Origin of the sequence: Nitrospirillum amazonense (assembly GCF_029594735.1) — a bacterium.
Taxonomy (GTDB): domain Bacteria; phylum Pseudomonadota; class Alphaproteobacteria; order Azospirillales; family Azospirillaceae; genus Nitrospirillum; species Nitrospirillum amazonense.
On the sequence record NZ_JARPAF010000002.1, the window covers coordinates 32,732 to 53,308 of the forward strand.

Annotated in this window: 20 protein-coding genes; 9 read left to right on the plus strand and 11 right to left on the minus strand. The window is 66.0% G+C overall.

All coding sequences use genetic code 11. The annotated features are described in order from the left end of the window. Nucleotides 1-10 precede the first annotated feature (10 nt). The gene (locus tag P5F91_RS06165) at nucleotides 11-691 is read left to right on the plus strand and encodes an SDR family NAD(P)-dependent oxidoreductase (protein WP_186454761.1); all 681 of its coding nucleotides are present in this window, start codon (nucleotides 11-13) and stop codon (nucleotides 689-691) included. 19 nt (nucleotides 692-710) lie between these two features. Here the strand turns inward: P5F91_RS06165 and phhA are convergent, their stop codons facing one another. Together phhA and P5F91_RS06175 are read right to left on the minus strand one after the other, a co-directional pair. Then, nucleotides 711-1,583, minus strand: coding sequence for a phenylalanine 4-monooxygenase (phhA, locus tag P5F91_RS06170; protein WP_145611054.1), 873 nt, complete (start codon nucleotides 1,581-1,583; stop codon nucleotides 711-713). 147 nt (nucleotides 1,584-1,730) lie between these two features. Further along, on the minus strand, nucleotides 1,731-2,222 hold the full coding sequence (locus P5F91_RS06175) for an Lrp/AsnC family transcriptional regulator (RefSeq protein ID WP_040848442.1): 492 nt from the start codon (nucleotides 2,220-2,222) through the stop codon (nucleotides 1,731-1,733). Between the two features lie 138 nt (nucleotides 2,223-2,360). Here P5F91_RS06175 and hppD point away from each other — a divergent pair, with 138 nt between their 5' ends. The 3 genes from hppD (at nucleotide 2,361) to P5F91_RS06190 (ending at nucleotide 4,836) form a co-directional block, all read left to right on the plus strand. After that, complete coding sequence (gene hppD / locus P5F91_RS06180) at nucleotides 2,361-3,506, plus strand: 4-hydroxyphenylpyruvate dioxygenase (RefSeq protein WP_277906810.1); 1,146 nt, start codon at nucleotides 2,361-2,363, stop codon at nucleotides 3,504-3,506. 173 nt (nucleotides 3,507-3,679) lie between these two features. Then, nucleotides 3,680-4,381 (plus strand): DUF433 domain-containing protein, encoded by a 702-nt coding sequence (locus P5F91_RS06185; RefSeq protein WP_277906811.1) that lies wholly within the window; start codon nucleotides 3,680-3,682, stop codon nucleotides 4,379-4,381. After that, the gene (locus tag P5F91_RS06190) at nucleotides 4,378-4,836 is read left to right on the plus strand and encodes a PIN-like domain-containing protein (protein WP_277906812.1); all 459 of its coding nucleotides are present in this window, start codon (nucleotides 4,378-4,380) and stop codon (nucleotides 4,834-4,836) included. Before P5F91_RS06185 ends, P5F91_RS06190 begins: the two co-directional genes overlap by 4 nt. On the opposite strand, the gene P5F91_RS06195 is transcribed toward P5F91_RS06190, so the two are convergent. The 3 genes from P5F91_RS06195 to P5F91_RS06205 form a co-directional block, all read right to left on the minus strand. Further along, a complete protein-coding gene (locus P5F91_RS06195; RefSeq protein ID WP_277906814.1) occupies nucleotides 4,824-5,675 on the minus strand; it encodes a carbon-nitrogen hydrolase family protein in 852 nt (283 codons plus the stop codon). The two genes, P5F91_RS06190 and P5F91_RS06195, sit on opposite strands and share 13 nt — an antisense overlap. A 5-nt stretch (nucleotides 5,676-5,680) precedes the next feature. Then, nucleotides 5,681-5,962 (minus strand): glutaredoxin 3, encoded by a 282-nt coding sequence (gene grxC / locus P5F91_RS06200; protein ID WP_088872197.1) that lies wholly within the window; start codon nucleotides 5,960-5,962, stop codon nucleotides 5,681-5,683. Between the two features lie 100 nt (nucleotides 5,963-6,062). Then, a complete protein-coding gene (locus P5F91_RS06205; protein ID WP_246134405.1) occupies nucleotides 6,063-6,821 on the minus strand; it encodes a ComF family protein in 759 nt (252 codons plus the stop codon). Between the two features lie 101 nt (nucleotides 6,822-6,922). Here P5F91_RS06205 and P5F91_RS06210 point away from each other — a divergent pair, with 101 nt between their 5' ends. Further along, nucleotides 6,923-7,840: a methyltransferase domain-containing protein gene (locus P5F91_RS06210; protein WP_145611051.1), complete on the plus strand. Its 918-nt coding sequence runs from the start codon at nucleotides 6,923-6,925 to the stop codon at nucleotides 7,838-7,840. A 70-nt stretch (nucleotides 7,841-7,910) separates the two neighbouring features. Here the strand turns inward: P5F91_RS06210 and P5F91_RS06215 are convergent, their stop codons facing one another. From P5F91_RS06215 to P5F91_RS06230, 4 genes are all read right to left on the minus strand, one after another. Continuing rightward, nucleotides 7,911-9,824 carry an amidohydrolase gene (locus P5F91_RS06215; RefSeq protein ID WP_186454760.1) on the minus strand — a complete coding sequence of 638 codons (1,914 nt, stop codon included), beginning with the start codon at nucleotides 9,822-9,824 and terminating at the stop codon, nucleotides 7,911-7,913. A gap of 141 nt (nucleotides 9,825-9,965) precedes the next feature. Then, nucleotides 9,966-10,406: an 8-oxo-dGTP diphosphatase MutT gene (gene mutT / locus P5F91_RS06220; protein ID WP_211106958.1), complete on the minus strand. Its 441-nt coding sequence runs from the start codon at nucleotides 10,404-10,406 to the stop codon at nucleotides 9,966-9,968. A 186-nt stretch (nucleotides 10,407-10,592) separates the two neighbouring features. Next, the gene (argJ, locus tag P5F91_RS06225) at nucleotides 10,593-11,825 is read right to left on the minus strand and encodes a bifunctional glutamate N-acetyltransferase/amino-acid acetyltransferase ArgJ (protein WP_277906817.1); all 1,233 of its coding nucleotides are present in this window, start codon (nucleotides 11,823-11,825) and stop codon (nucleotides 10,593-10,595) included. 238 nt (nucleotides 11,826-12,063) lie between these two features. Then, nucleotides 12,064-13,011: a peptidylprolyl isomerase gene (locus tag P5F91_RS06230; RefSeq protein ID WP_246134404.1), complete on the minus strand. Its 948-nt coding sequence runs from the start codon at nucleotides 13,009-13,011 to the stop codon at nucleotides 12,064-12,066. Between the two features lie 498 nt (nucleotides 13,012-13,509). Between P5F91_RS06230 and secA the strand changes: the two genes are divergently transcribed. From secA to P5F91_RS06245, 3 genes are read left to right on the plus strand one after another with little or no spacing between them, the layout of a single operon-like run. Continuing rightward, complete coding sequence (gene secA / locus P5F91_RS06235; RefSeq protein ID WP_145611160.1) at nucleotides 13,510-16,278, plus strand: preprotein translocase subunit SecA; 2,769 nt, start codon at nucleotides 13,510-13,512, stop codon at nucleotides 16,276-16,278. Nucleotides 16,279-16,329: 51 nt separating this feature from the next. Next, nucleotides 16,330-16,590, plus strand: a complete 261-nt coding sequence (locus P5F91_RS06240) for a hypothetical protein (protein WP_088872201.1) — start codon at nucleotides 16,330-16,332, stop codon at nucleotides 16,588-16,590. A gap of 23 nt (nucleotides 16,591-16,613) precedes the next feature. After that, nucleotides 16,614-17,135 (plus strand): hypothetical protein, encoded by a 522-nt coding sequence (locus P5F91_RS06245; RefSeq protein ID WP_277906818.1) that lies wholly within the window; start codon nucleotides 16,614-16,616, stop codon nucleotides 17,133-17,135. Between the two features lie 9 nt (nucleotides 17,136-17,144). Here the strand turns inward: P5F91_RS06245 and greB are convergent, their stop codons facing one another. Further along, nucleotides 17,145-17,684, minus strand: a complete 540-nt coding sequence (gene greB / locus P5F91_RS06250) for a transcription elongation factor GreB (RefSeq protein WP_277906819.1) — start codon at nucleotides 17,682-17,684, stop codon at nucleotides 17,145-17,147. Between the two features lie 152 nt (nucleotides 17,685-17,836). Beyond that, nucleotides 17,837-19,984 (minus strand): methyl-accepting chemotaxis protein, encoded by a 2,148-nt coding sequence (locus tag P5F91_RS06255; protein WP_277906820.1) that lies wholly within the window; start codon nucleotides 19,982-19,984, stop codon nucleotides 17,837-17,839. On the opposite strand from P5F91_RS06255, the gene P5F91_RS29860 reads away from it, so the two are divergent. Beyond that, nucleotides 19,887-20,132, plus strand: coding sequence for a hypothetical protein (locus P5F91_RS29860; protein ID WP_422394455.1), 246 nt, complete (start codon nucleotides 19,887-19,889; stop codon nucleotides 20,130-20,132). The two genes, P5F91_RS06255 and P5F91_RS29860, sit on opposite strands and share 98 nt — an antisense overlap. The last annotated feature ends 445 nt before the right edge of the window (nucleotides 20,133-20,577 follow it).

Below are 20,577 nucleotides of genomic sequence, written 5' to 3' on the forward strand. Positions count from 1 at the left end.
GGCGGGGCGTTTGGCGAACCGGACGGCGGTGGTGACGGGGGCGGCGTCCGGCCTGGGCCGCGCCGTCGCGGTCGCCCTGGCGCAGGAGGGGGCCAACGTCGTCCTCCACCACCTTTTGCCCGATGAACAGGCGGCGGCCACGGAAACCGCCCGCCAGGTGCAGGCCCTGGGCCGCACCGGCATCGTCGTGCAGGCCGACATCACCCAGCCGGCCGGCGCCTATACGGTGGCCGAAGCGGCCATCGCTGCCTTCGACCATGTCGACATCCTGGTCAACAACGCCGGCTTCCGCCTGAAACAGCCTTTCGACGGCATGACGCTGGAACTGTTCGAGGCCACCATGGCCGCCAACATGGGCGGCACCTTCCTGATGGTGCGCCATCTGCTGCCCCTGATGCGGGCGCGCAGCTATGGCCGCATCGTCACCACGGTGGACAGCACCGCCATGGAAGGGGCGCGCGGGATGACCGCCTACGGCGCCGCGGCCTCCGCCCTGCTGGGCTTCACCCGCAGCCTGGTGCATGAGTTCGGCGACAACGACATCACCGCCAATTGCGTGTGCCCGGGCCACCTGCCGCCCGACGCGGATGGCGAGGAGGAAGACTGGGCTGGCATCACACCCGCCTACGTCTTCCTGGCCAGCGACGACGCCTATGCCATGATCGGGCAAACGCTGCGACCCAGCCCCTAGGGCACTTGCTGGGCTAAGCCTAAGCCGCCTTGCGGCCTGCGGTAAACACGGTGTCGCCCGGCTGGATCTGGTCGGCCGGCAGATCCGGCAGGGCGGCCAGCTTGGCATAGAGCGGGGCGAAATCCTGCGCCGTGGCCTGGAACAGCTGTTCGAAGCTGTCCAAGACGAAGTAGGTTTCCTGGTAGTCGTCGATGCGATAGCGGGTGCGCATCACCCGTTCCAGATTAAAGCCCACGCGGTTGGGCTCGGGGCTTTCGATGCAGTACTGCGTCTCGCCCCGCGAGGACAGCATGCCGGCGCCATAGGCGCGCAGGCCCTGGGGCGTATTGATCAGGCCGAATTCCACCATGTACCAGTAGAGACGGGCCAGGCGCTCCAGCCCGCCGTGGGCTTCGGCCTCGGCGCCCTTCCTGCCATAGGCCTGCAGATAGTCGGCGAAGACCGGATGCATCAGCAGGGGCACATGGCCGAAGAAGTCGTGGAACACGTCCGGTTCCACCAGGTAATCCATCTCATCCGCCCGGCGGATCCAGTTGGTCACCGGAAATCGCTTTTCGGCCAGGTGGTTGAAGAAGACGTCGTTGGGCAGCAGGCCGGGCACGGCCACCAGGGTCCAGCCCGTGGCCTTGTGCAGCACCTCGCTGGCGCGATTGAAATGGGGCACCCCGTCGCGGGCGTCCAGCCGGGCCAGGCTTTCCATGAACTCAGGCGCGGCATAGCGGGGCAGCAGGGCCGACTGACGCTCATACAGCGTGCGCCAGCGGGCGTGCTCCTCCGCCGTGATCTTTTCCCAGCCCTGGGGCACGGTGTAGTCAGCCGCCATGGCGCTGTAGTCGCCGCGCAGGGGGGTGTCGGACTTGCCCGTGGTGTTGACCGGCGCGCTGCTGCTCATGGCTCCATCTCCCTGGCTGGGTTTGTGAAACCATTTTATCGCTGGATCAGCACCATTTCCTTGCGATCATGCCCCGTTAGCCCTAGCTCAAAACCACTTCCTGCCGTTTGAACGACCGGTTTAGCAATCTTGTGCCGGGAAGAAATTTCAGTCCCGCGCCAGTTCGGCGACCGACGGCAAGGGTACTGCGGTGGAGTGCTTGACCACGTCCAGCACGAAGCTGGAGCGTACGTCCTTCACGCCCGGGATCTGCAGCAGCTTTTTCATGGAGACCTCGGCGAAGGCCTCCAGGTTGCTGACCACCACCTGCACCAGATAGTCCATGGTGCCGGTCATGACGAAGCAGGACACCACCTCGGGGATTTGGCTGACCAGGCGGCGGAACACGGCGTCGCCTTCCGCGTTCTGATCGATCTTGACCTCGACGAAGGCGACGACCCCCAGGCCCAACAGGCGCCGGTCCAGCAGGGCGGCATAGCCCTGGATGTAGCCCTGGTCCTCCAGGTCCTTCACCCGACGCAGGCAGGGCGAGGGCGACAGGCCCACGGCTTCCGCCAGGTCGACGTTGGATAGGCGCCCGTTGCGCTGCAACGTATCCAGGATGCGCAGATCTGCCGCGTCCAGACTGGATTTACCCATAGTGATGCCGCCTTAAGGGTTTCTTGAGCACAACGTTGCTCAATCTTGAACAAATGCGGCAGACTTCGCAAGGAAATGCCCGGGCGCCGGGCGTATCATCAGGGGGATTGTTGCTTCTAACAGGGAGAGCGACCCGCCATGTCCACCCCGACCGCGTCCACCCCGACCACCCCCTCCTCCTCTGGGCCCGTCGCCGAAGCCGTCGCCGGCGGCGACCTGTGGGAGAACCCGCTGGGCACCGATGGCTTCGAGTTCGTGGAATACACGGCGGAGGACACCGAGGCCCTGGGCCGCCTGTTCGAGGCCATGGGCTTCACCAAGGTGGCCCGCCACCGCTCCAAGAACGTGGTGCTGTACCGCCAGGGCGACATCAACTTCATCGTGAACGCCGAGCCGGACAGCCTAGCCCAGCGCTTCGCCCGTGAGCACGGCCCCAGCGCCTGCGCCATGGCCTTCCGCGTGAAGGACGCGGGCGAGGCCCTGAAGCACGCCGTGGCCCAGGGCGCCAAGGAGGTGAAGGGCACGGTCGGCCCCATGGAGCTGAACATCCCGGCCATCGAAGGCATCGGCGGCAGCCTGCTGTACCTGGTGGACCGGTACAACAGCCCCAGCATCTACGACATCGACTTCGTGCCCATCGAGGGTGCGGACCAGAACCCCGTGGGCGCCGGCCTGAAGCTGATCGACCACCTGACCCATAACGTCCGCAAGGGCCGCATGGACCCGATCTCGGAGTTCTACGGCAAGATCTTCGGCTTCCGCCAGATCCGCTACTTCGACATCACGGGTGAGTACACGGGCCTGACCAGCCGGGCGCTGACCGCCCCCTGCGGCAAGATCCGCATTCCGATCAACGAGTCGAAGTCCGAGCAGGGTGCCGACAAGCTGGACCAGATCCAGGAGTTCATCGAGGCCTACAAGGGCGAGGGCATCCAGCACATCGCCCTGCTGACCGATGACATCATCGCCACCTGGGACAAGCTGAAGGCCGCCGGCGTGAAGTTCATGACGCCGCCGCCCGACACCTACTACGAGATGCTGGAAGAGCGCCTGCCCGGCCACGGCCAGCCGGTCGAAGAACTGAAGAGCCGCGGCATCCTGCTGGACGGTAAGGACAACCGCTATCTGCTGCAGATCTTCACCGAGACGGCCATCGGCCCGATCTTCTTCGAGATCATCCAGCGCAAGGGCGACGAGGGCTTCGGCGAAGGCAACTTCCGCGCCCTGTTCGTCAGCATGGAGCGCGACCAGATCCGCCGCGGCGTGCTGAAGGTCGCCGAATAAGGCTTGTTCCGGTAGCAAAACGAAGGGCGGCATCCGCGAGGGTGCCGCCTTTTTCGTTGGCTTGTGCTCGCACTGGAAAAAAGCTTTGGTGGATTCCATTTGAAGAGCAACGAATGTAGAATCGTCTCATTCCCAGTGCGGAAGCTATAAGCCGTTTTCGTTTGAGGCCTGCGATGGGTGTGATGCTTCAAGAGCCGAAGCCGCTGATCGGTGGCTTTTATACGATCCAGGAGGCTTCTCGCATCTTGGGCCTAGATAGCCAGCAGCGCATTAGAGGCTGGCTCAGCGGATATGCTGGCCGCGCCGAACCTATCATCTGTCGGCAATATCCCCCTGTTGGGGACTCTCAAGAAGTGGGTTTTTGGGACCTTCTCGAAATTCGCTTTATCGAGCACTTCAGGAAGCAAGGCGTTAGCCTTCAGAGTATCCGCAAGGCTGCTCACGCGGCTCGCGTGGAACTCCACTCGCAACATCCCTTTGCGATGTCTAGCATTCGCTTCATGACTGACCGAAAGCGCATTTTTCTGCACTTTGCCGAAAAGACTGGGGACAAGAAGCTGCTCGACCTCATGCATGGTCAATTCACCATGTACGAAATTATCGAACAAGCTCTTGCGAGGGGTATTGAGTTTTCTCCATCTACGGGCCTGGCTCAAAGATGGCACCCAAAGCCCATCGAATTTCCCAACGTAGTCTTGGATCCTTTAATTGCCTTCGGGCAGCCCGTAATTGACAATGCTCGAATTCCAACTTCAGCTCTCTTCAGCTCCTGGAAGGCTGAGGGAAATGATTATAGCATTGTTGCAGACTGGTACGAAATCGACGAAGCACTTGTCCGCCAGGCGGTTGAATTCGAAACGGTGCTCCCAGCGTGAAGATATGTGCTGACGAACACATATCCCCAAAAATCCTCCGTGCGGTCAAAGAGATTGTACTTTCACGATCATTTTCTCTATTTGGCGTGGCTGATTTAGAATTCAGAGGCACCGAAGACGAATATTGGATATCGACTTTCGCCCGAAACGGTGGCAACGCCATCCTGTCCTGCGACAGGAAGATGCTGAAACGAGATAGCCTTTTAACCCATATTCAGGAAACTGGATTGATCGCCATATATTTTCCCGAAGAATGGGCGATGGCGAAACGACACTTCCAGGCAGCACACACCCTGTTTTGGTGGCCAAAAATTGAAGAAACCATTAATACAGCCCCTTCCGGTAGCATTTGGATAATGCCTCCTGATTTTGGAAATCGTTCTTTAAAGCAATACATTAAGAAGATCCCGAAATCAGAAAGAGCAAAAGAAAGAATCAAAAGTCATTCCGTGTAATTAATACCAAAGGCCCGGTCGTGCAACAGGCTGGGCACCATGGATCGCGCCTCATCCACCTTGGATAGGTCCAGGTCCGCGACTAGCACACCGGAGGCCTCGCCACCGGCGTCAGCCACTACCTCACCCCAAGGGCTGATGATCAGGGCGTGGCCGTAGGTTTGGCGGCCGCCATCGTGGGTGCCCACCTGGGCAGGGGCCAGGACCCAGCAGCCGGTCTCGATGGCACGGGCGCGCAGCAGCACGTGCCAGTGGGCGCGGCCCGTGGGCACGGTGAAGGCGCTGGGTACGGTGATGATGCGGGCGCCGGCCTTGGCCAGGGCGCGGTAGAGCTGGGGAAAGCGCACGTCGTAGCAGACGGTCAGGCCCAGCCCGCCCCACGGGGTATCGACCACGCGCGCGGTGTCGCCGGGGCGGAAGGTGGCGCTTTCGCGATAACGCTCGCCATTCGCCAGCTCCACATCGAACATGTGCAGCTTGTCGTAGCGGGCCAGCACCTGGCCCGACGGGTCGATGACGAAGCAGCGGTTGGCGGCGCGGCCATCCTCCGTCAGACAGGCCAGGGTGCCGGTCATGAGCCACAGCCCGGTTTCTACCGCCAGGTCGCGGAACCGGCCAAGGGCCGGATGCGCCTCTTCCTCATAAGCGCCGGCCAGCACCCGCTCGCGGCCTTGGACCATGCGGGCCACGTTTTCCGGCAGGGTGGCGAACGCCGCCCCCTGGTCCCTGGCCTGGCGCAGCAGGTCGGCCACCGCATCCATGTTGGCCGATATCTCCGGCCCGGCGGTCATCTGCAGGACTGCCGCGCGCAGGACACCTGAGGAAGGGGCCGCCGTCATGCGCGTCAGGCGGTGCCGGAGGCCAACTGGTCCAGGCCCAGCTTGGCGTTCAGCTTGCCGGCGCGGTCCAGGGCGTGGATGTCGTCGCTGCCGCCCAGGCCCTCACCATCCACGAAAATCTGGGGCACTGTGGTGCGGCCATCCGCGCGCTGGATCATCTCCGGCTTGCGCGACGGGTTGGCGATGACGTCGATCTCCTCATACTGCACGCCCTTGCTGTCCAGCAGGCGCTTGGCGCGGTGGCAATAGGGGCAGTAGGGGCTGGTGTAGATCTCAACGCGGGGCATGGGCCCAAACTCCTGAGGAAATGATTTACCTGAAATATTGGCGCATCGGCGGCGCAGCGCCAAGGGTGGGTGCGCAACCCAGCCCTGAGTTAGAGTGTTTCTAAATATCTTCGGCCTTCAGCACCCGGGCCAGGGCCAGCACCTCCACCCCGGCGGCACCCGCCCGCAGCAGCACGCGGGCGCACTCCGCCACCGTGGCGCCGGTGGTGTAGACGTCATCCACCAGCACGACGCGCAGCCCCTTGACCGAGCGGCCGGGGCGCAGGGCGAAGGCGCCCGCCACGTTGCGCGCCCGTCCCCCCCGCGACAGACTGCCCTGGCTGGGCGTGCGGCGGCGGCGGACCAGCAGGTCGGGCGCCGCTTTCACCCCGCTGATGGTCCCCAGCCGCGCGGCCAGCAGGGCCGCCTGATTGTAGCGCCGGGCGAACAGGCGCCAGCGGTGCAGCGGCACCGGCGCCACGAGATCGGCCCCGGCCAGCAGTTCCCCCCCGGCGCGCGCCATCCAGCCGGCGAACAGGGGGACGGCCTCCGTCCGGTCGCCATGCTTGAAGCCCAGGATCAGGGGGCGGCTGGCATCGTCGTACAGCACGGCGGCGCGCAGCCGGCCGAAGGATAGGGGTGCAGCGACACAGATGGCGCACAGGGCGTCGGCGCCCATGTCATGGGGAAAGGGCCGGCCGCAGGCGGCGCATTGCGGCGCCGTGATGAAGCTGACGCCCCGCCAGCAGGCGCCGCACAGCGTGCCGGCAGCGGCCACCGCCTCGCCACAGCCCAGGCAGCGCGGCGGCAGCACCAGGTCGAGCAGGCGCACGCCGGTGTCGCGCACCCTGGCCCCCATCGCCCGCCCCCAATCGCCCATACGCGCATGTCCTCCAAGAAGCACGCGCCATGATAGCGCAAAGCCGCGCGTACCCCGTAAATTCCTGTTGCTCCGGCCCAGGAAGGGCCTATACCGGCCCCATGAGCGACGCCGACAGCATGACCGTCTTCAACCGCCGCCGCGTGCGGGCCCATCGCGACCGGGCCGCCGCCGGGTGGACCGGCTTCGATTTCCTGAAGGCCGAGGTGGTCGGCCGCCTGGTGGAACGCCTGGCCGACATCAAGCGCGACTTCCGCGTGGCCCTGGACCTGGGCTGCCATGGCGGAGAGGTGGCGCGGGCCCTGGCAGCCGTGCCCAGCATCGCCCAAGTGGTGGCCACGGACCTGTCCCCCCGCTTCGCGGCCGAGGCGGCCAAGCGCATGCCCGGCCTACCGACCGTGGCGGCTGATGAGGAGTTCCTGCCCTTCGCCGAGGGCAGCTTCGACCTGGTGGTCAGCGCCCTCAGCCTGCATTGGGTCAACGACCTGCCTGGCGCCCTGATCCAGGTGCGCCGCGCGTTGAAGCCCGATGGCCTGTTCCTGGGCGCCATCCTTGGCGGCGAGACGCTGTTCGAGCTGCGCCGCAGCCTGATGGAGGCCGAGATGGACCTGTTGGGCGGCCTATCGCCCCGCATCAGCCCCATGGCCGAGGTGCGCGACGCCGGCGGCCTGCTGCAGCGCGCCGGCTTCGCCCTGCCGGTGGTGGACAGCGACATGCTGACCGTCAGCTACCCCCACGCCTTCCGCCTGATCCAGGACCTGCGCGGCATGGGCGAGACCAACGCCGTGCTGGACAGCCGCAAGGCCGTGAGCCCCAGCGACCTGTTCACCCGGGCCGCAGAGCGTTACCAGGACCTGTATCCCGATGGCGAGGGCGGCATCGAGGCCAGCTTCCAAGTGCTGTATCTGGCCGGCTGGGCCCCCGACGAAAGCCAGCAGAAACCCCTACGCCGCGGCAGCGCCAAGCTGCGCCTGGCCGACGCGCTGGGCACGGAAGAGATCAATCCGCTGAAGAACTGATTGAGGGCTCCGCGAACGGACGGGCCGCGCGCCGACCGTTGGCGCGCGGCCCGCCGTTCCTGAGTCAGACTTACGCCGCCGGAACCTCGCCTTGCGGGACCAGCGGGAAGACCTTGGCACCGTTGACCCAGGTCTCACTCACTTTGATGTCCCCGATGCGGGTCGGTTCACACGTGCAGGGGTCGCTGTCCAGGATCACCAGGTCAGCCAACTTCCCCGCCTGCAACGTCCCGACATACTGGTCGGCATGGCATTGCCAGGCGGCGTCGATGGTCTGGGCCTTCAGGGCCGATACCACGCTGATGCGTTCATCGGGGCTCAGCACCCCGTGGTCGGGGTCCATGTCCATGATGCGGGTGACCGCGGTCTGGACCCGGCGCAGCGGCTCCAGCGGGCTGACGGTGTAGTCGCTGTGCAAGGAGAAGCGCAGGCCCGCCTTTTCCACGGACGCGCATCGGTCCAGCAGGTCGGCGCGGTCGCCCAGCAGCTTTTTCAGCACGTATCCCCACTCCGCCACGTGCTGGATGAGGAAGGACGGCACCACGTCCAGGTCCTTCATGCGCTTGATCTGGTCATCCTGCAGGATGGAGCAGTGCTCCACCCGGTTGCGCAGGGCGGCGGACGCTGGATTGTCCTCCTTCGACTTCTGGTAAGCCGCCAGGATGTTGTCGATGGCCGCGTCGCCGTTGGCGTGGGTGATGACCTGCCAGCCGGCGTCATTGGCGGGGCCGACCAAGGCGGCCAACCCGCTGACGGGCAGGTTCTGGTTGCCCTTCACGTCAAAGCCCAGATAGTCCCGCTCCGTCTGCAGGATGGCCCAGGGGGTGTAGGGTTCGCGCTGCAACCCGGTGACACCCTGGTTGGAGCCATCGGCGAACAGCTTGACGGCCTGCTGCAGGAACATGGGGTCGGTCAGGTCGGGGTGCTGCCAGTGCACCTGATGGTCGCCCACCAGGTACTGGCTGACATAGCGGGCGCTGGCGAAGCGGGGACGGGCCGTGAAAAGCGACACCGCGTCGATGGCCGCCTTCTCCATATCGGCGGCGCCCATCGCGATGCCCAGCGCCGCCTCGTTCACCATGGTGTTGCCGTTGGCCAGCGCGGTGTACAGAATCTCGGCCACATTCACGCCCAGCGTGGTCGGGTCCTCGGGGAAGCCCGTGTGACCACTGCTGGAGAGCGCACCCAGGACATATTTCTGGGCGGGATATTCAATGAAGATGCCGGAGGTGCGGCCGGTATCTTTACCGTCCTCGAAGAAGGTGGCGATCTTGCCCCCTTCCAGCTTGGGCGGGTTGTATTCGGGCACGCCGGCCATCACTAGGACCCGGCGGTTGGCGTAGGTGGTGTGACCCGACCCCGACGCGATGAAAACCGGGTTCTGCTTTTCCGCGGGAGCATGATCGAACAACTCATCCAGGTCGTCGATCGTGATGTTCCGCCAACCATCCGACAGCCGCGAGGAATCGAAACCGGTGGCGACGATCCAATCCTCTGTCGACTTGGCCGACCGGATGGCCTGGCGTAGCTTCGCCTTGACGCTGTCGAAGGTGTAGTCCTCCCCCGCTACCGGCCCCAAGCCCAAGCCAGGAGCCAGCAGGGCGCTGGCCACGACGTGCATGTGGGGATCGACGAAGCCCGGCATCAGCGTCCGCCCGGCCAGATCGACCTCCCGTGCGCCTGGAGCCAGGTCCCGCATCGCCTGCAGCGTGCCCACGCCCAGGATGTCCTTGCCCCGGATGACCAGGGCCTCAACCGTGGGCAGATCGTCGCGCATGGTTCGGATGACGCCGCCGTGGAACAGCCGGGCCGGCGCGTCAACCGGCTCAGGCGCCGGGGCCGATTGCAGCACGGCATAATCCTGCCGAACCACCTCCAGGGCCGCCTTTATCGCCTTGTACAGTTGCTCAGGTGTCAGGTTGTCCGTGGAGGCCAGCACAGCCTGGGCGATATCGAAGCGAGAACACGCGCAATTGGGCAACATCCTAAACCTCTTTGGGATTTGTGGCGGATGGATTGCCCGTAGGGGTAACATCAAAATCTATATTATAATTCTTAAAGTTTTATCTGATTCGATCACATATCTTCTTAGTTGTGATTTAACCTGCGCCACCGAATGGCGGCCTTAGAGCAAATCCCGCAACATGGCCACCAGCGGCACGTCGGCGGGGGGCATGGGATAGTCGTTCAGCTGATCCACCCGCGCCCAGGCCAGGGACTGGCCTTCCAGGGGCTGGGGCGTGCCTTGCCAGACGCGGCAGACGTAAAGCGGCATCAGCAGATGGAAGGTCTCATACCGGTGGCTGGCGAAGGTGAAGGGCGCCAGGCAGCTGGTACGCGTGTCGATGCCCAGCTCCTCCCGCAGTTCCCGCACCAGGGCCACCTCCGGCGTCTCGCCGGGGTCGACCTTGCCGCCGGGAAACTCCCAGAGGCCCGCCAAGGACTTGCCCGGCGGCCGCTGCGCCAGCAGCACCCGCCCGTCGGCGTCGATCAGAGCCACGGCGGCCACCAGGACAGTGCGCACCGGTTCCGTCGACTCGACCCGCCCATCCCAGCACGCGGTCATCTCATCCGCCACAGCACTTCCTCCAAATAAATCAGCTGCATGAGATTTCCCTCATGCAGCCGTAGGCCGCGACCGCGGCCGCCGGAGATTTCTGGGGAGCCGTAGGCGGACTGGAAATCGAGGACAAGCCAAGGCGGCGGATGCCGCCGCCCGGCGCCTGAGGGAACAAAGGAAGCTACCGCAGCCTCAGCTGCGGTAGCTGCCATTAATGTCGATATAGCCGTGGGTCAGGTCGCAGGTCCACACGGTGGCCTTGCCCCGGCCCAGGCCCAGGTCGACCTGGATGTCGATCTCCTGCCCCTTCATGTGGGCGGCTACCGGCGCCTCGTCATATCCCGGGACCTCCATCCCGTTGGCGCAGATCTGCACGCCGCCGATGCTGATGACCAGCTTGTCGCGGTCGGCCTTTTCGCCGGCGCGGCCCACGGCGGCGACGATGCGGCCCCAGTTGGCATCCTCACCCGCCACGGCAGTCTTCACCAGGGGGGAGTTGGCGACGGTCAGTGCGATGCGCTTGGCCGCCTGGTTGCTGGCCGCACCGGTCACGGTCAGGGTCACGAACTTGGTGGCACCCTCGCCATCGCGCACGATCTGCTGCGCCAGGTCCAGGCAGACGGCGTCCAGCGCCTTGGCGAAGGGGCGCAGGCGCGGATCGGTCGCGTCGGTGATGGGGGCGTTCCCGGCCTGGCCGGTGGCCACCAGGATCACCGTGTCGCTGGTGGAGGTGTCGCCGTCCACCGTCACGCAGTTGAAGCTGCGGTCGGTGGCGCGCGACAGCAGCTTCTGCAGCACGGGGGCGGCGATGGCCGCGTCGGTGAACAGGAAGCCCAGCATGGTCGCCATGTCAGGGGCGATCATGCCGCTGCCCTTGGCGAAGCCGTTCAGGGTCACCGTCTTGCCGCCGATGACGCAGGTGGCCACCGCCCCCTTGGGGAAGGTGTCGGTGGTCATGATGGCCCGGGCGGCCGCGTCCCAGTTGCCGGCGTCCAGCTTGGCCCAGGCGGCGCCCAGGTGCTGGGCGATCTTGTCGGCCGGCAGGGGCTGGCCGATGACGCCGGTGGAGGCGACGAAGACCTCTTCCGGCTTGCAGCCCACCAGCTGGGCGGCCGTGGCCACCGTCTCGGACACCAGCGATTCGCCGGCGGCACCGGTGAAGGCGTTGGAGTTGCCGGAGTTCACCACCAGGGCGCGGGCGCTGCCGCCGGTCAGGCCCTTGCGGCACCAATGCACGGGCGCGCTGGCGGTCAGCGAGCGGGTCAGCACGCCGGCAACGGTGGTGCCGGGGGCCAGCTCGGCCACCATCAGGTCATCCCGGCCCTTATAGCGGATGCCGCAGTTATACGCCGCCAGGCGGACGCCAGCCACGGGGGACAGGGTGGGGAAAGCGTCGGGCGCCAGGGGGGAGACCTTGAGGGCCATGGGGATCGCTCCGTTGAAGGCGAACGGTTCGGATGAGGGGCCGCCCGGAGGAACCGGGCAAACGGCGCAGAAAATAGGCCGAAATCCGTGACGAATAAAATCGAAAACGGGCGTTCGGCGCTTAAGCGAAAGCGAACCGCGGACAGCAAAAGGGCGCAAGACCGCCACCGGCGATGCTTGCGCCCTTCGTTAGCGTACCGGCGCGGGAAGGAACTCATCCCGCGCCTTCCCGCCCGCCTTACTGCTTGGCGGGGGCGGCCGGCTTGGCGGCGGCCGGCGGCGGGGTCAGGGAGATGGCCTGCTTGCCGGTGATGTCGAAGGCCTCGACCTTGGCGCCCTTGCGCAGCTCATCCACCACCTGGGCGGCCAGATCCTGGGCTTCGGCCTGGGCGACCTGGCCCTTGACCTGCTCGAACGGCGGGGCCTGGCGCTTGCGGCGGTCCTCAACCTTGATCACGTGCCAACCGAAGTCGGTCTTCACCGGGGTCTTGCTGACCTCGCCCGGCTTCATGGCGAAGGCGGCATCGGCGAAGGGGGCGACCATGTCGCCCTTCGTGAAGTAGCCCAGGTCGCCGGCCGAGGCGGCGGAGTTCTTGTCGATCTGCTGCTCGGACGCCAGCTTGGCGAAGTCGGCGCCGCCCTGGATCTGCTTGATCAGCGCGTCGGCCTCTTCCTTGGTCTTCACCAGGATGTGCCGGGCGCGGACCTCGTCCTCAGCCGGCATGGCCTTCACCATCTCGTCATACTTCTTCTTCAGCAGCGCCTCGTTCATGCGGGCGTCGACCTGCTTGCGGATGTAGGCCTGCTGCACGAAGCGCTCTTCAGCGTGCTTCAGCTCGGTCTTCACTTCCTTGCTGTCCTGCAGCTTGTCCTTGTAGCCGGCATCCGCCAGCAGGCGGGCGGTCACCAGGTTCTCCAGAACGCGCGGGTAGGCTTCGTTCAGGTGAATCTGCTGCTGGGTCTGGGCCGGCAGCTGGCTGTATTCGGCCAGCACTTCCGACCGGTGGATTTCCTTGCCGTTCACACGGGCCACCACCGGATCGTCCGCGGCCTGGGCCGGCGAGCCGGCGGCCGGCGCCGCGGCGGGAGCGGCAGCCTTGGCCGGGGTGTCAGCGGCCAGGGCGGTGCCGGCCAGGGACCCGAAAGCCGCGGTCAGCAGCGCGGCACGCAACATCTTCACATACATGGAGCTGAATTCCTCGAGGACTGGGGCTGCATCAAAAAACGGCGCGATGCTAGGGACCAGGGACGGCCACGCCGTAGCACTGCCGGGCCCTTCTTCGGCTGTCGCGCCATAAAACACGGGGGGCGCCCCTCTCGCAAGGTGGGACAGCGCCGGATACCCACCCCGTACGTGTCCTGATGCCGCACCCCACCCCCCGAACCGCGGGCCTCGCGCCACGCCCGGGAACGGTCGCCGGATACCGCATCCGCCGGGGCATCAAAGCGGTTGGAAAGCAGGCGGATCATGCTATGGTCCAGCCCCGCGCGTGTGGGGGATTTGACGCGGCAGGTAGGACCGGTATCGCGGTACCGGAAACGGCGGGGCTTCATTGACCGCCGGGCCCTGCCACCTTATCTCACAAGGCGCATGGGGGGCCTTATCCAAAACGGCCCCATGTCCCGCGCGGCCGGGCTGGATGATCCGGCCGGTTTCCCCGTGTTCGTTCTCTTCGAGGTTTTCATGTTCGGTTCCATCGCCCGCAAACTGTTCGGCAGCGCCAACGAGCGCGTTGTCAAAAGCTTGCGGAAGGACGTCGACGCCATCAACGCGCTGGAACCGAAGCTGGTCTCGCTGTCCGATGACGAGCTGCGCATGCGCACCGACTGGCTGCGCGACCGGCTGGCCAAGGGCGAGACGCTGGACGACATCCTGCCCGACGCCTTCGCCACCGTGCGCGAGGCGGCCAAGCGCGCCATCGGCCAGCGCCATTTCGACGTGCAGCTGATGGGCGGCATCGTCCTGCACCGCGGCCGCATCGCCGAGATGCGCACCGGCGAAGGCAAGACCCTGGTGGCGACCCTGGCGGTCTACCTGAACGCTCTGGAAGGCAAGGGCGTGCACGTCGTGACCGTGAACGACTACCTGGCCAAGCGCGACAGCGGCTGGATGAGCCGCATCTACGGTTTCCTGGGCCTGACCACCGACTGCATCGTCCACGGCCTGGATGACGACGAGCGCCGCCGCGCCTACGCCGCCGACATCACCTACGGCACCAACAACGAGTTCGGCTTCGACTACCTGCGCGACAACATGAAGTTCCGCCTGGACGACATGGTCCAGCGGCCCTTCAACTTCGCCGTGGTCGACGAGGTGGACAGCGTGCTGATCGACGAGGCGCGCACCCCGCTGATCATCTCCGGTCCCTCCACCGACGGGTCCGAGCTGTACGCCGCCGTGGACACGGTCATCCTGCGCCTGGCCGACACCGACTATGAAAAGGATGAGAAGGCCAAGTCCGTCAACCTGACGGAAGAGGGCACGGAGAAGGTCGCCCAGATCCTGACCGAGATGGACCTGCTGAAGCAGGGCGACCTGTACGACATTCACAACATCACCCTGGTCCACCACGTGAACCAGGCCCTGCGCGCCCACAAGCTGTTCACCCGCGACGTGGATTACATCGTCAAGGACGACAAGGTCGTCATCATCGACGAGTTCACGGGCCGCATGATGGACGGCCGCCGCTATTCCGAAGGCCTGCACCAGGCCCTGGAGGCGAAGGAGCATGTGACCATCCAGCGCGAGAACCAGACGCTGGCGTCCATCACCTTCCAGAACTATTTCCGCCTGTACCCCAAGCTGGCCGGCATGACCGGCACGGCCATGACCGAGGCGGCGGAATTCGCGGAGATCTATAACCTGGACGTGGTCGATATGCCGACCAACCTGCCCGTCCAGCGCATCGACTATGATGACGAGGTCTACCGCACGGCGCGCGAGAAGTACGACGCCATCGTCAAGCTGGTGAAGGAGTGCCAGGAGCGCCAGCAGCCCATCCTGGTCGGCACCATCTCCATCGAGAAGTCGGAACTGCTGTCCGACCTGCTGAAGAAGCAGGGCATCCCGCACAACGTGCTGAACGCCCGCTATCACGAGCAAGAAGCCTACATCGTCTCCCAGGCCGGCCGGCCGGGCGCCGTCACCATCGCCACCAACATGGCGGGCCGCGGCACCGACATCAAACTGGGCGGCAACGTCGAGATGCGCATCGAGTACGAGCTGGGGGATGTGACCGACCCGGCCGAGCGCGCACGCCGCATCCAGCAGATCGAGGAGGAGGTGGCGGCCGCCAAGGACGTGGCGCTGGCCGCCGGCGGCCTTTACGTCGTGGGTACGGAGCGGCACGAAAGCCGGCGCATCGACAACCAGCTGCGCGGCCGCTCGGGCCGCCAGGGCGACCCCGGCGCCTCGAAGTTCTTCCTGTCGCTGGAAGACGACCTGATGCGCATCTTCGGGTCGCAGCGCATGGACACCATGCTGCAGCGCCTGGGCCTGCAGGAGGGCGAGGCCATCATCCACAGCTGGATCAACAAGGCGCTGGAAAAGGCCCAGAGCCGGGTTGAGGCCCACAACTTTGAAATCCGCAAGAACCTGCTGAAGTACGACAACGTCATGAACGACCAGCGCAAGGTCGTCTATGAGCAGCGTCGTGAGATCATGGCCGTCGACGACATCAAGGAAACCGTCGAGGACATGCGCCAGGACACCATCAACACCCTGGTGGCCAAGGCCATCCCGGCCAATTCCTATGCCGAGCAGTGGAACATGGACCAGCTGCACGAGGACGTGGTGCGCGTCCTGGCGCTGGATGTGCCGGTGCAGGAATGGGGCAAGGAAGAAGGCATCGCCGAGCTTGAGATCGAGCAGCGCCTGATGAAGGCCGCCGACGAGGCCTACGCCGCCAAGGAGGCCAGCTACGGGCCGGAGATCATGCGCTCCATCGAGCGCAGCCTGCTGCTGCAGCTGCTGGACCAGTCGTGGAAGGACCACCTGCTGTCGCTGGACCATCTGCGCCAGGGCATCAACCTGCGCGCCTATGGCCAGCGCGACCCGCTGAACGAATACAAGCGCGAAGCCTTCAACCTGTTCGAGGAGCTGCTGGACAGCCTGCGCGAGCAGGTGACCCAGGTGCTGATGCGCGTGCAGCTGCAGGTCGCCCAGCCGCCGCTGGACCCCAACGATTTCCCGCCCCAGGAGATGCAGGAGACCCGCGTCGACCCGGCGTTCCCGCCCACTGGCTTGCCCGCTGGCCTGCCGCCGGCCGACGAGCCCCTGCCCCCGGGCATGGCGCGCGCCAGCGCCGGCCTGGGCTATGGCGCCGTGAACATGCCGCAGTCGACCCAGGTGGGCGGCCAGGACCCGGACACCTGGATGAACACCCCCCGCAATTCCCCCTGCCCCTGCGGCAGCGGCCTGAAGTACAAGCATTGCCATGGCCGCGCCCCGTAAGGGGCCGGTCCTGACGACCCGCCTACGCGTGAAGGAAGGGAGCCACGGGCCATGCCGGATGCCGAGGATATGACGCCGGAGGATGACAGCCACCGCCCGGCGCCACCCGTCAACGAAGACATCGTGGAGCGGCTGCGCCGCCGCGCCGAACGGGCCCGTGACCGCTATCCCGACCATGCCGGGGACCCCGGCACCCTGGTCGGCGGCCTGATCGAGGATTACGAGGCCGCCGCGCAGGAGATCGAGCGCCTGCGCGCCGCCCTGAAGGACATCGCCCGGCGGTCGCTCGCCGCGATGCGGCCTGAATTATGACGCGGGGGGCCCTCCTGCCGGCCATGGGCCTGCTGGCCGTGAGCTTGGCGGCCCTTCCGCCGGCGGCGCGGGCCGGCGGCGCCGAGCCGCCGGGATCGACACCGCAGGCCATCGTCGAGGCCCTGTACCGGCCGTATCTCGCCGATCCCCACGCCGAGAAAGACACGACCATCGATTCGGTTGCCCAGGTCCGACGCCACGCCACCCCGGCACTGGCGCGCCTGCTCGATGCCGACCGGGCCTGTGAAAAGCGCACCCAGGGGATTTGCGCCCTGGACTTCGACATCATCATCGACGGCCAGGACTGGGACCTGTCAGGCTTCGGCCTGCAGGCGGAAGCGTCGGACGACACGGCCACGGTGACGGCGCGCTTCAACAACTTCGGGCCCCGCGTCCTGGCCTACCATTTCGCGCGGACCGGCGGACGCTGGCTGATCGACGACGTGATCATCCTGAAGGACGATGCCGGGGCCGCCGACCATCCCTGGTCGCTGAAAGACACGCTGGTGAGCGAGTACGGCGCAACGGGCAAGAAACACCGCTGAGCCGCCCGCTCAGTCCGGGTAGCGAATGTCCAGGATCTCCACCTCTTGCGGCCCCTTGGGCGTGCGCACGGTGACGACGTCGCCCACCTTGGCCTTCATGAGCGCGCGCGCCACCGGCGACACCCAGCTGATGCGGTGGCGGTCCATGTCCACCTCGTCCCGGCCGACGATGGTGACGGTCATGCGGTCATCGTCCTCATCGGCATAGGTGACGGTGGCGCCGAAGAAGACCTGGGACCGGTTCTTCTGCAGCTGCGGGTCGACCACCTCGGCGCTTTCGATGCGCTTGGTCAGGAAGCGGATGCGCCGGTCGATCTCGCGCAGGCGTTTCTTGCCGTACAGATAGTCGCCATTCTCCGACCGGTCGCCGTTGCCGGCGGCCCAGGACACCACCTCCACCACCTTGGGACGCTCCACCCGCAGCAGCTGGTGGCGCTCATCCCGCATGTGGTTGAAGCCTTCCGGCGTCATATAGTTCTTGGCGCCAGCCGGCAGGGGCGGCAGGTCGTCATCATCATCGTCGTCGTCGCGGTCGGGGCTGGTGTTCATCGGTCACATCACGGGGCTCGCACCCCGGCCGTCTACCGCACCCGGGGCGCGGCGACAAGGCCCGGCCGGGGCCGCCGCAGGTTTTCGGGGACTGGAAGGGGACTGGAACCGAGGATGGCCAAGTTCGCGTGCCCCCCAACCCCCGAGGCACACTACATCTCGCGCAGCGCCTTCATGAAGCCTTCCACCGCCTGGTTCAGGCGGCCGGCCTCGCGGGTCAGGCTGCCGGCGGTGTCCAGCACCTCGCCCGCCGTGCTGCCGGCCACACCGGTGGCATCGGTCAGGGAGGATAGGGTGCGGCTGACATGGTCGGTGCCATCGGCGGCCTCGGCCACGTTGCGGGCGATCTCCCGGGTGGCGGCACCCTGCTCCTCCACCGCGGCGGCGATGGCGGCGGCGACCTCATTCACCTCGTGGATGGTGGCGCCGATACGTTCCATGGCGGCGACGCTGAGGTCCGTCCGCTGGCCGATGTCCTGGACGTAGCGGGTGATCTCCTCCGTGGCCTTGGCCGTCTGGCCGGCCAGGGTCTTGACCTCGGAGGCCACGACGGCGAAGCCCTTGCCGGCCTCGCCCGCCCGCGCCGCCTCGATGGTGGCATTGAGCGCCAGCAGGTTGGTCTGGCCCGCGATGTCGCTGATCATCTGCACCACGGCGCCGATGCGGTCCGAGGCCTCGGCCAGGCCGCCGATGGTCTGCCCCGTGGTGGTCGCCTCCGCCACCGCGCGGGCGGCGATGGCCTTGGAACGTTCGACCTGACGGCCGACCTCATCCACCGAGGCCGCCAGCTCCTGCGCCGCGGCGGCCACCGTCTGCACGTTGCTGGAGGTCTGGCTGGCGGCGGCCTGCACGTCCTGGGCCTGCGTGCAGGCGCTGCCGGTGTTGTCGGTCAGGGTGCGGGCGTCGCCCTCCAGCGTGTGGGCGGCACTGGTGACAGCGGCGGCCACCCCATGCACATCGGTCTCGAACGCGGCGGCCAGGCGGGCCTGACGCGTCACCACCGACCAGGTCATCATGGGGCCGACATAACGGCCATCGGTATCCCGCACGGCGGCCACGCGCAGCTCCAGCTCCTCGTTATCGCCACGGGCGTTTTCCAGGGTCAGGCGGCCCTGCCAGGGCAGCAGGGCGGGGTTCTTCACCACCTCCAGCAGCGCGGCCGGATCGGCATGGAACAGGCCGATCCCGGCGCCCACCGGCGTACCGCCGGCCAGCGGCCGCGGCAGGGGCGCACCCAGGGTCTTCAGCGTGCCCAGGCTGGCGGCGTTGGCATAGGTGATGCGGAAATCCTGATCGGCATCGGCCAGCAGGACATTCAGCGGCATGTCGTCCACCATCTGCTTCAGGCGGAAGACGTCGGCCACCACGCCGCGCAGGGCGCCAGCGGCGCGCAGCATGCGCCCGATCTCATCCCGGCGCTGGGTGGGGCGGATCTCCACCGTGGTGTCGTTGGCCGCCAGGCGTTCCAGCAGGCGGGCCACCAGCAGGGCGGGACGGCCCACCCAGCGGCTGGCCAGCCACCAGGCGGCCAGGCCCAGCACCACGGCCAGGGTGACGCTGGCCACCAGGATGCTGGTCTTCAGATGCTCCACCGCCTCGGCGAAGATGCGCTTCTGGATGCCGGTGTACAGAACGCCCACGATATGGCCACCGGCGTCCTTGATGGGGTCGTACGCGGTGTAGAAGGGCACACCCAGGATGTCGGCCTCGCCGCGATAGGCCTCGCCCCGTCCGACGACAGCGTCGTAGACGGCGTTGCGGGCCAGCGCGGTACCGACGGCACGGCTGCCATCCTGCTTCATGACGTTGGTGGCGATGCGCACCATCTCGCCATCCTTGGCGGCGAAGATGGTGGCGGTGCCGCCCACCAGGCGCTTCACCGTATCGACGGCGGCAACGTTGTTCTCCAGCGCGGTGTCGCCGGCGTACAGGTGCCCGTCCCTGAGACTGTAGCCCTTGCCGTAACCTTCCAGCACGTGCCACGCCACCTGCATGTTGGCGTCCTGCCGGTCCTTGGCCAATTCCATGGTGAAGCCCGCCAGCAACACGTGGCTGATGCCCAGGCTGACCACCGTCAGCAGGGTCACGGCCCCGACGATCAGCAGGGCGATGCGTGCCGCCACCGACACGGCGAAACCCTTGCGGACCTTGGCAGAAATGGAGGGGGCAGAAATGGAGGGGGCAGAAATGGAGGGGGCAGAAATGGAGGGGGCAGAAATGGAGGGGGCAGAAATGGAGGGGGCAGAAATGGAGGGGGTGCCGGCGGCCGACCGGGCCGTCGAGGACTGGGCTTGGAACATGGCAACACTTCCCAAATGCAGCGCCCACGAGGGCGCCGAGGGGCGCGCACGGGCGAGAACAACAGCGAAATTTGAAATGCCGGCTAGGGCGACCCCGATCGGCCCGCGAACCGCGGAGCTGTCTTTCGGAAGGCGAGTTTCAATATAGACGGCTGGAGATTTAGTCCAGGGATAAGCCCATGCGAATTTTGAAGACTAGACCATCAGGACGAATGGCGCGCCGATCCGTTAGCTTTTGAAATTTCCTTCAAACGCCCCTCGGCTTCATCACCGCCCCATAATCTTTTTGCGGTTTTGCTGTCCATTTACCAGGACAGATCAGCACTGGCTGCTAAGTAATACTTCGTGAATTTGCAGAAAATAGATTCCCCAGCCTAACTAATCGGACACCGAAGTCGATGTCCGGGGAAGACGAGGTTGATAAGTCATCCAACGGCTGCCGCTAAAAGCTGTTCGAAGAGCACGGAGCCGGCGCCCAGAAGCCGTCTCAGCCGGCGACGGTTTCCAGTCAAGCCTGCGTTCTTCTGTCGCATCCCCGGGCAAATTGCCGGCACGAGGCCGCGATTTCAGCCTGGGGACAGCGCTTACCTTGA

What these genes read in the sequence shown, in the direction of transcription:
- phhA (WP_145611054.1), bottom strand. Translation starts at nt 1,583, where the DNA reads ATGAGCAGCAGCGCGCCGGTCAACACCACGGGCAAGTCCGACACCCCC.
- P5F91_RS06175 (WP_040848442.1), bottom strand. Translation starts at nt 2,222, where the DNA reads ATGGGTAAATCCAGTCTGGACGCGGCAGATCTGCGCATCCTGGATACG.
- hppD (WP_277906810.1), top strand. Translation starts at nt 2,361, where the DNA reads ATGTCCACCCCGACCGCGTCCACCCCGACCACCCCCTCCTCCTCTGGG.
- P5F91_RS06185 (WP_277906811.1), top strand. Translation starts at nt 3,680, where the DNA reads ATGGGTGTGATGCTTCAAGAGCCGAAGCCGCTGATCGGTGGCTTTTAT.
- P5F91_RS06195 (WP_277906814.1), bottom strand. Translation starts at nt 5,675, where the DNA reads ATGACGGCGGCCCCTTCCTCAGGTGTCCTGCGCGCGGCAGTCCTGCAG.
- grxC (WP_088872197.1), bottom strand. Translation starts at nt 5,962, where the DNA reads ATGCCCCGCGTTGAGATCTACACCAGCCCCTACTGCCCCTATTGCCAC.
- P5F91_RS06205 (WP_246134405.1), bottom strand. Translation starts at nt 6,821, where the DNA reads ATGGGCGATTGGGGGCGGGCGATGGGGGCCAGGGTGCGCGACACCGGC.
- P5F91_RS06210 (WP_145611051.1), top strand. Translation starts at nt 6,923, where the DNA reads ATGAGCGACGCCGACAGCATGACCGTCTTCAACCGCCGCCGCGTGCGG.
- P5F91_RS06215 (WP_186454760.1), bottom strand. Translation starts at nt 9,824, where the DNA reads ATGTTGCCCAATTGCGCGTGTTCTCGCTTCGATATCGCCCAGGCTGTG.
- mutT (WP_211106958.1), bottom strand. Translation starts at nt 10,406, where the DNA reads ATGACCGCGTGCTGGGATGGGCGGGTCGAGTCGACGGAACCGGTGCGC.
- argJ (WP_277906817.1), bottom strand. Translation starts at nt 11,825, where the DNA reads ATGGCCCTCAAGGTCTCCCCCCTGGCGCCCGACGCTTTCCCCACCCTG.
- P5F91_RS06230 (WP_246134404.1), bottom strand. Translation starts at nt 13,011, where the DNA reads ATGTATGTGAAGATGTTGCGTGCCGCGCTGCTGACCGCGGCTTTCGGG.
- secA (WP_145611160.1), top strand. Translation starts at nt 13,510, where the DNA reads ATGTTCGGTTCCATCGCCCGCAAACTGTTCGGCAGCGCCAACGAGCGC.
- P5F91_RS06240 (WP_088872201.1), top strand. Translation starts at nt 16,330, where the DNA reads ATGCCGGATGCCGAGGATATGACGCCGGAGGATGACAGCCACCGCCCG.
- P5F91_RS06245 (WP_277906818.1), top strand. Translation starts at nt 16,614, where the DNA reads ATGGGCCTGCTGGCCGTGAGCTTGGCGGCCCTTCCGCCGGCGGCGCGG.
- greB (WP_277906819.1), bottom strand. Translation starts at nt 17,684, where the DNA reads ATGAACACCAGCCCCGACCGCGACGACGACGATGATGATGACGACCTG.
- P5F91_RS29860 (WP_422394455.1), top strand. Translation starts at nt 19,887, where the DNA reads ATGGAGGGGGCAGAAATGGAGGGGGCAGAAATGGAGGGGGCAGAAATG.
- P5F91_RS06255 (WP_277906820.1), bottom strand. Translation starts at nt 19,984, where the DNA reads ATGTTCCAAGCCCAGTCCTCGACGGCCCGGTCGGCCGCCGGCACCCCC.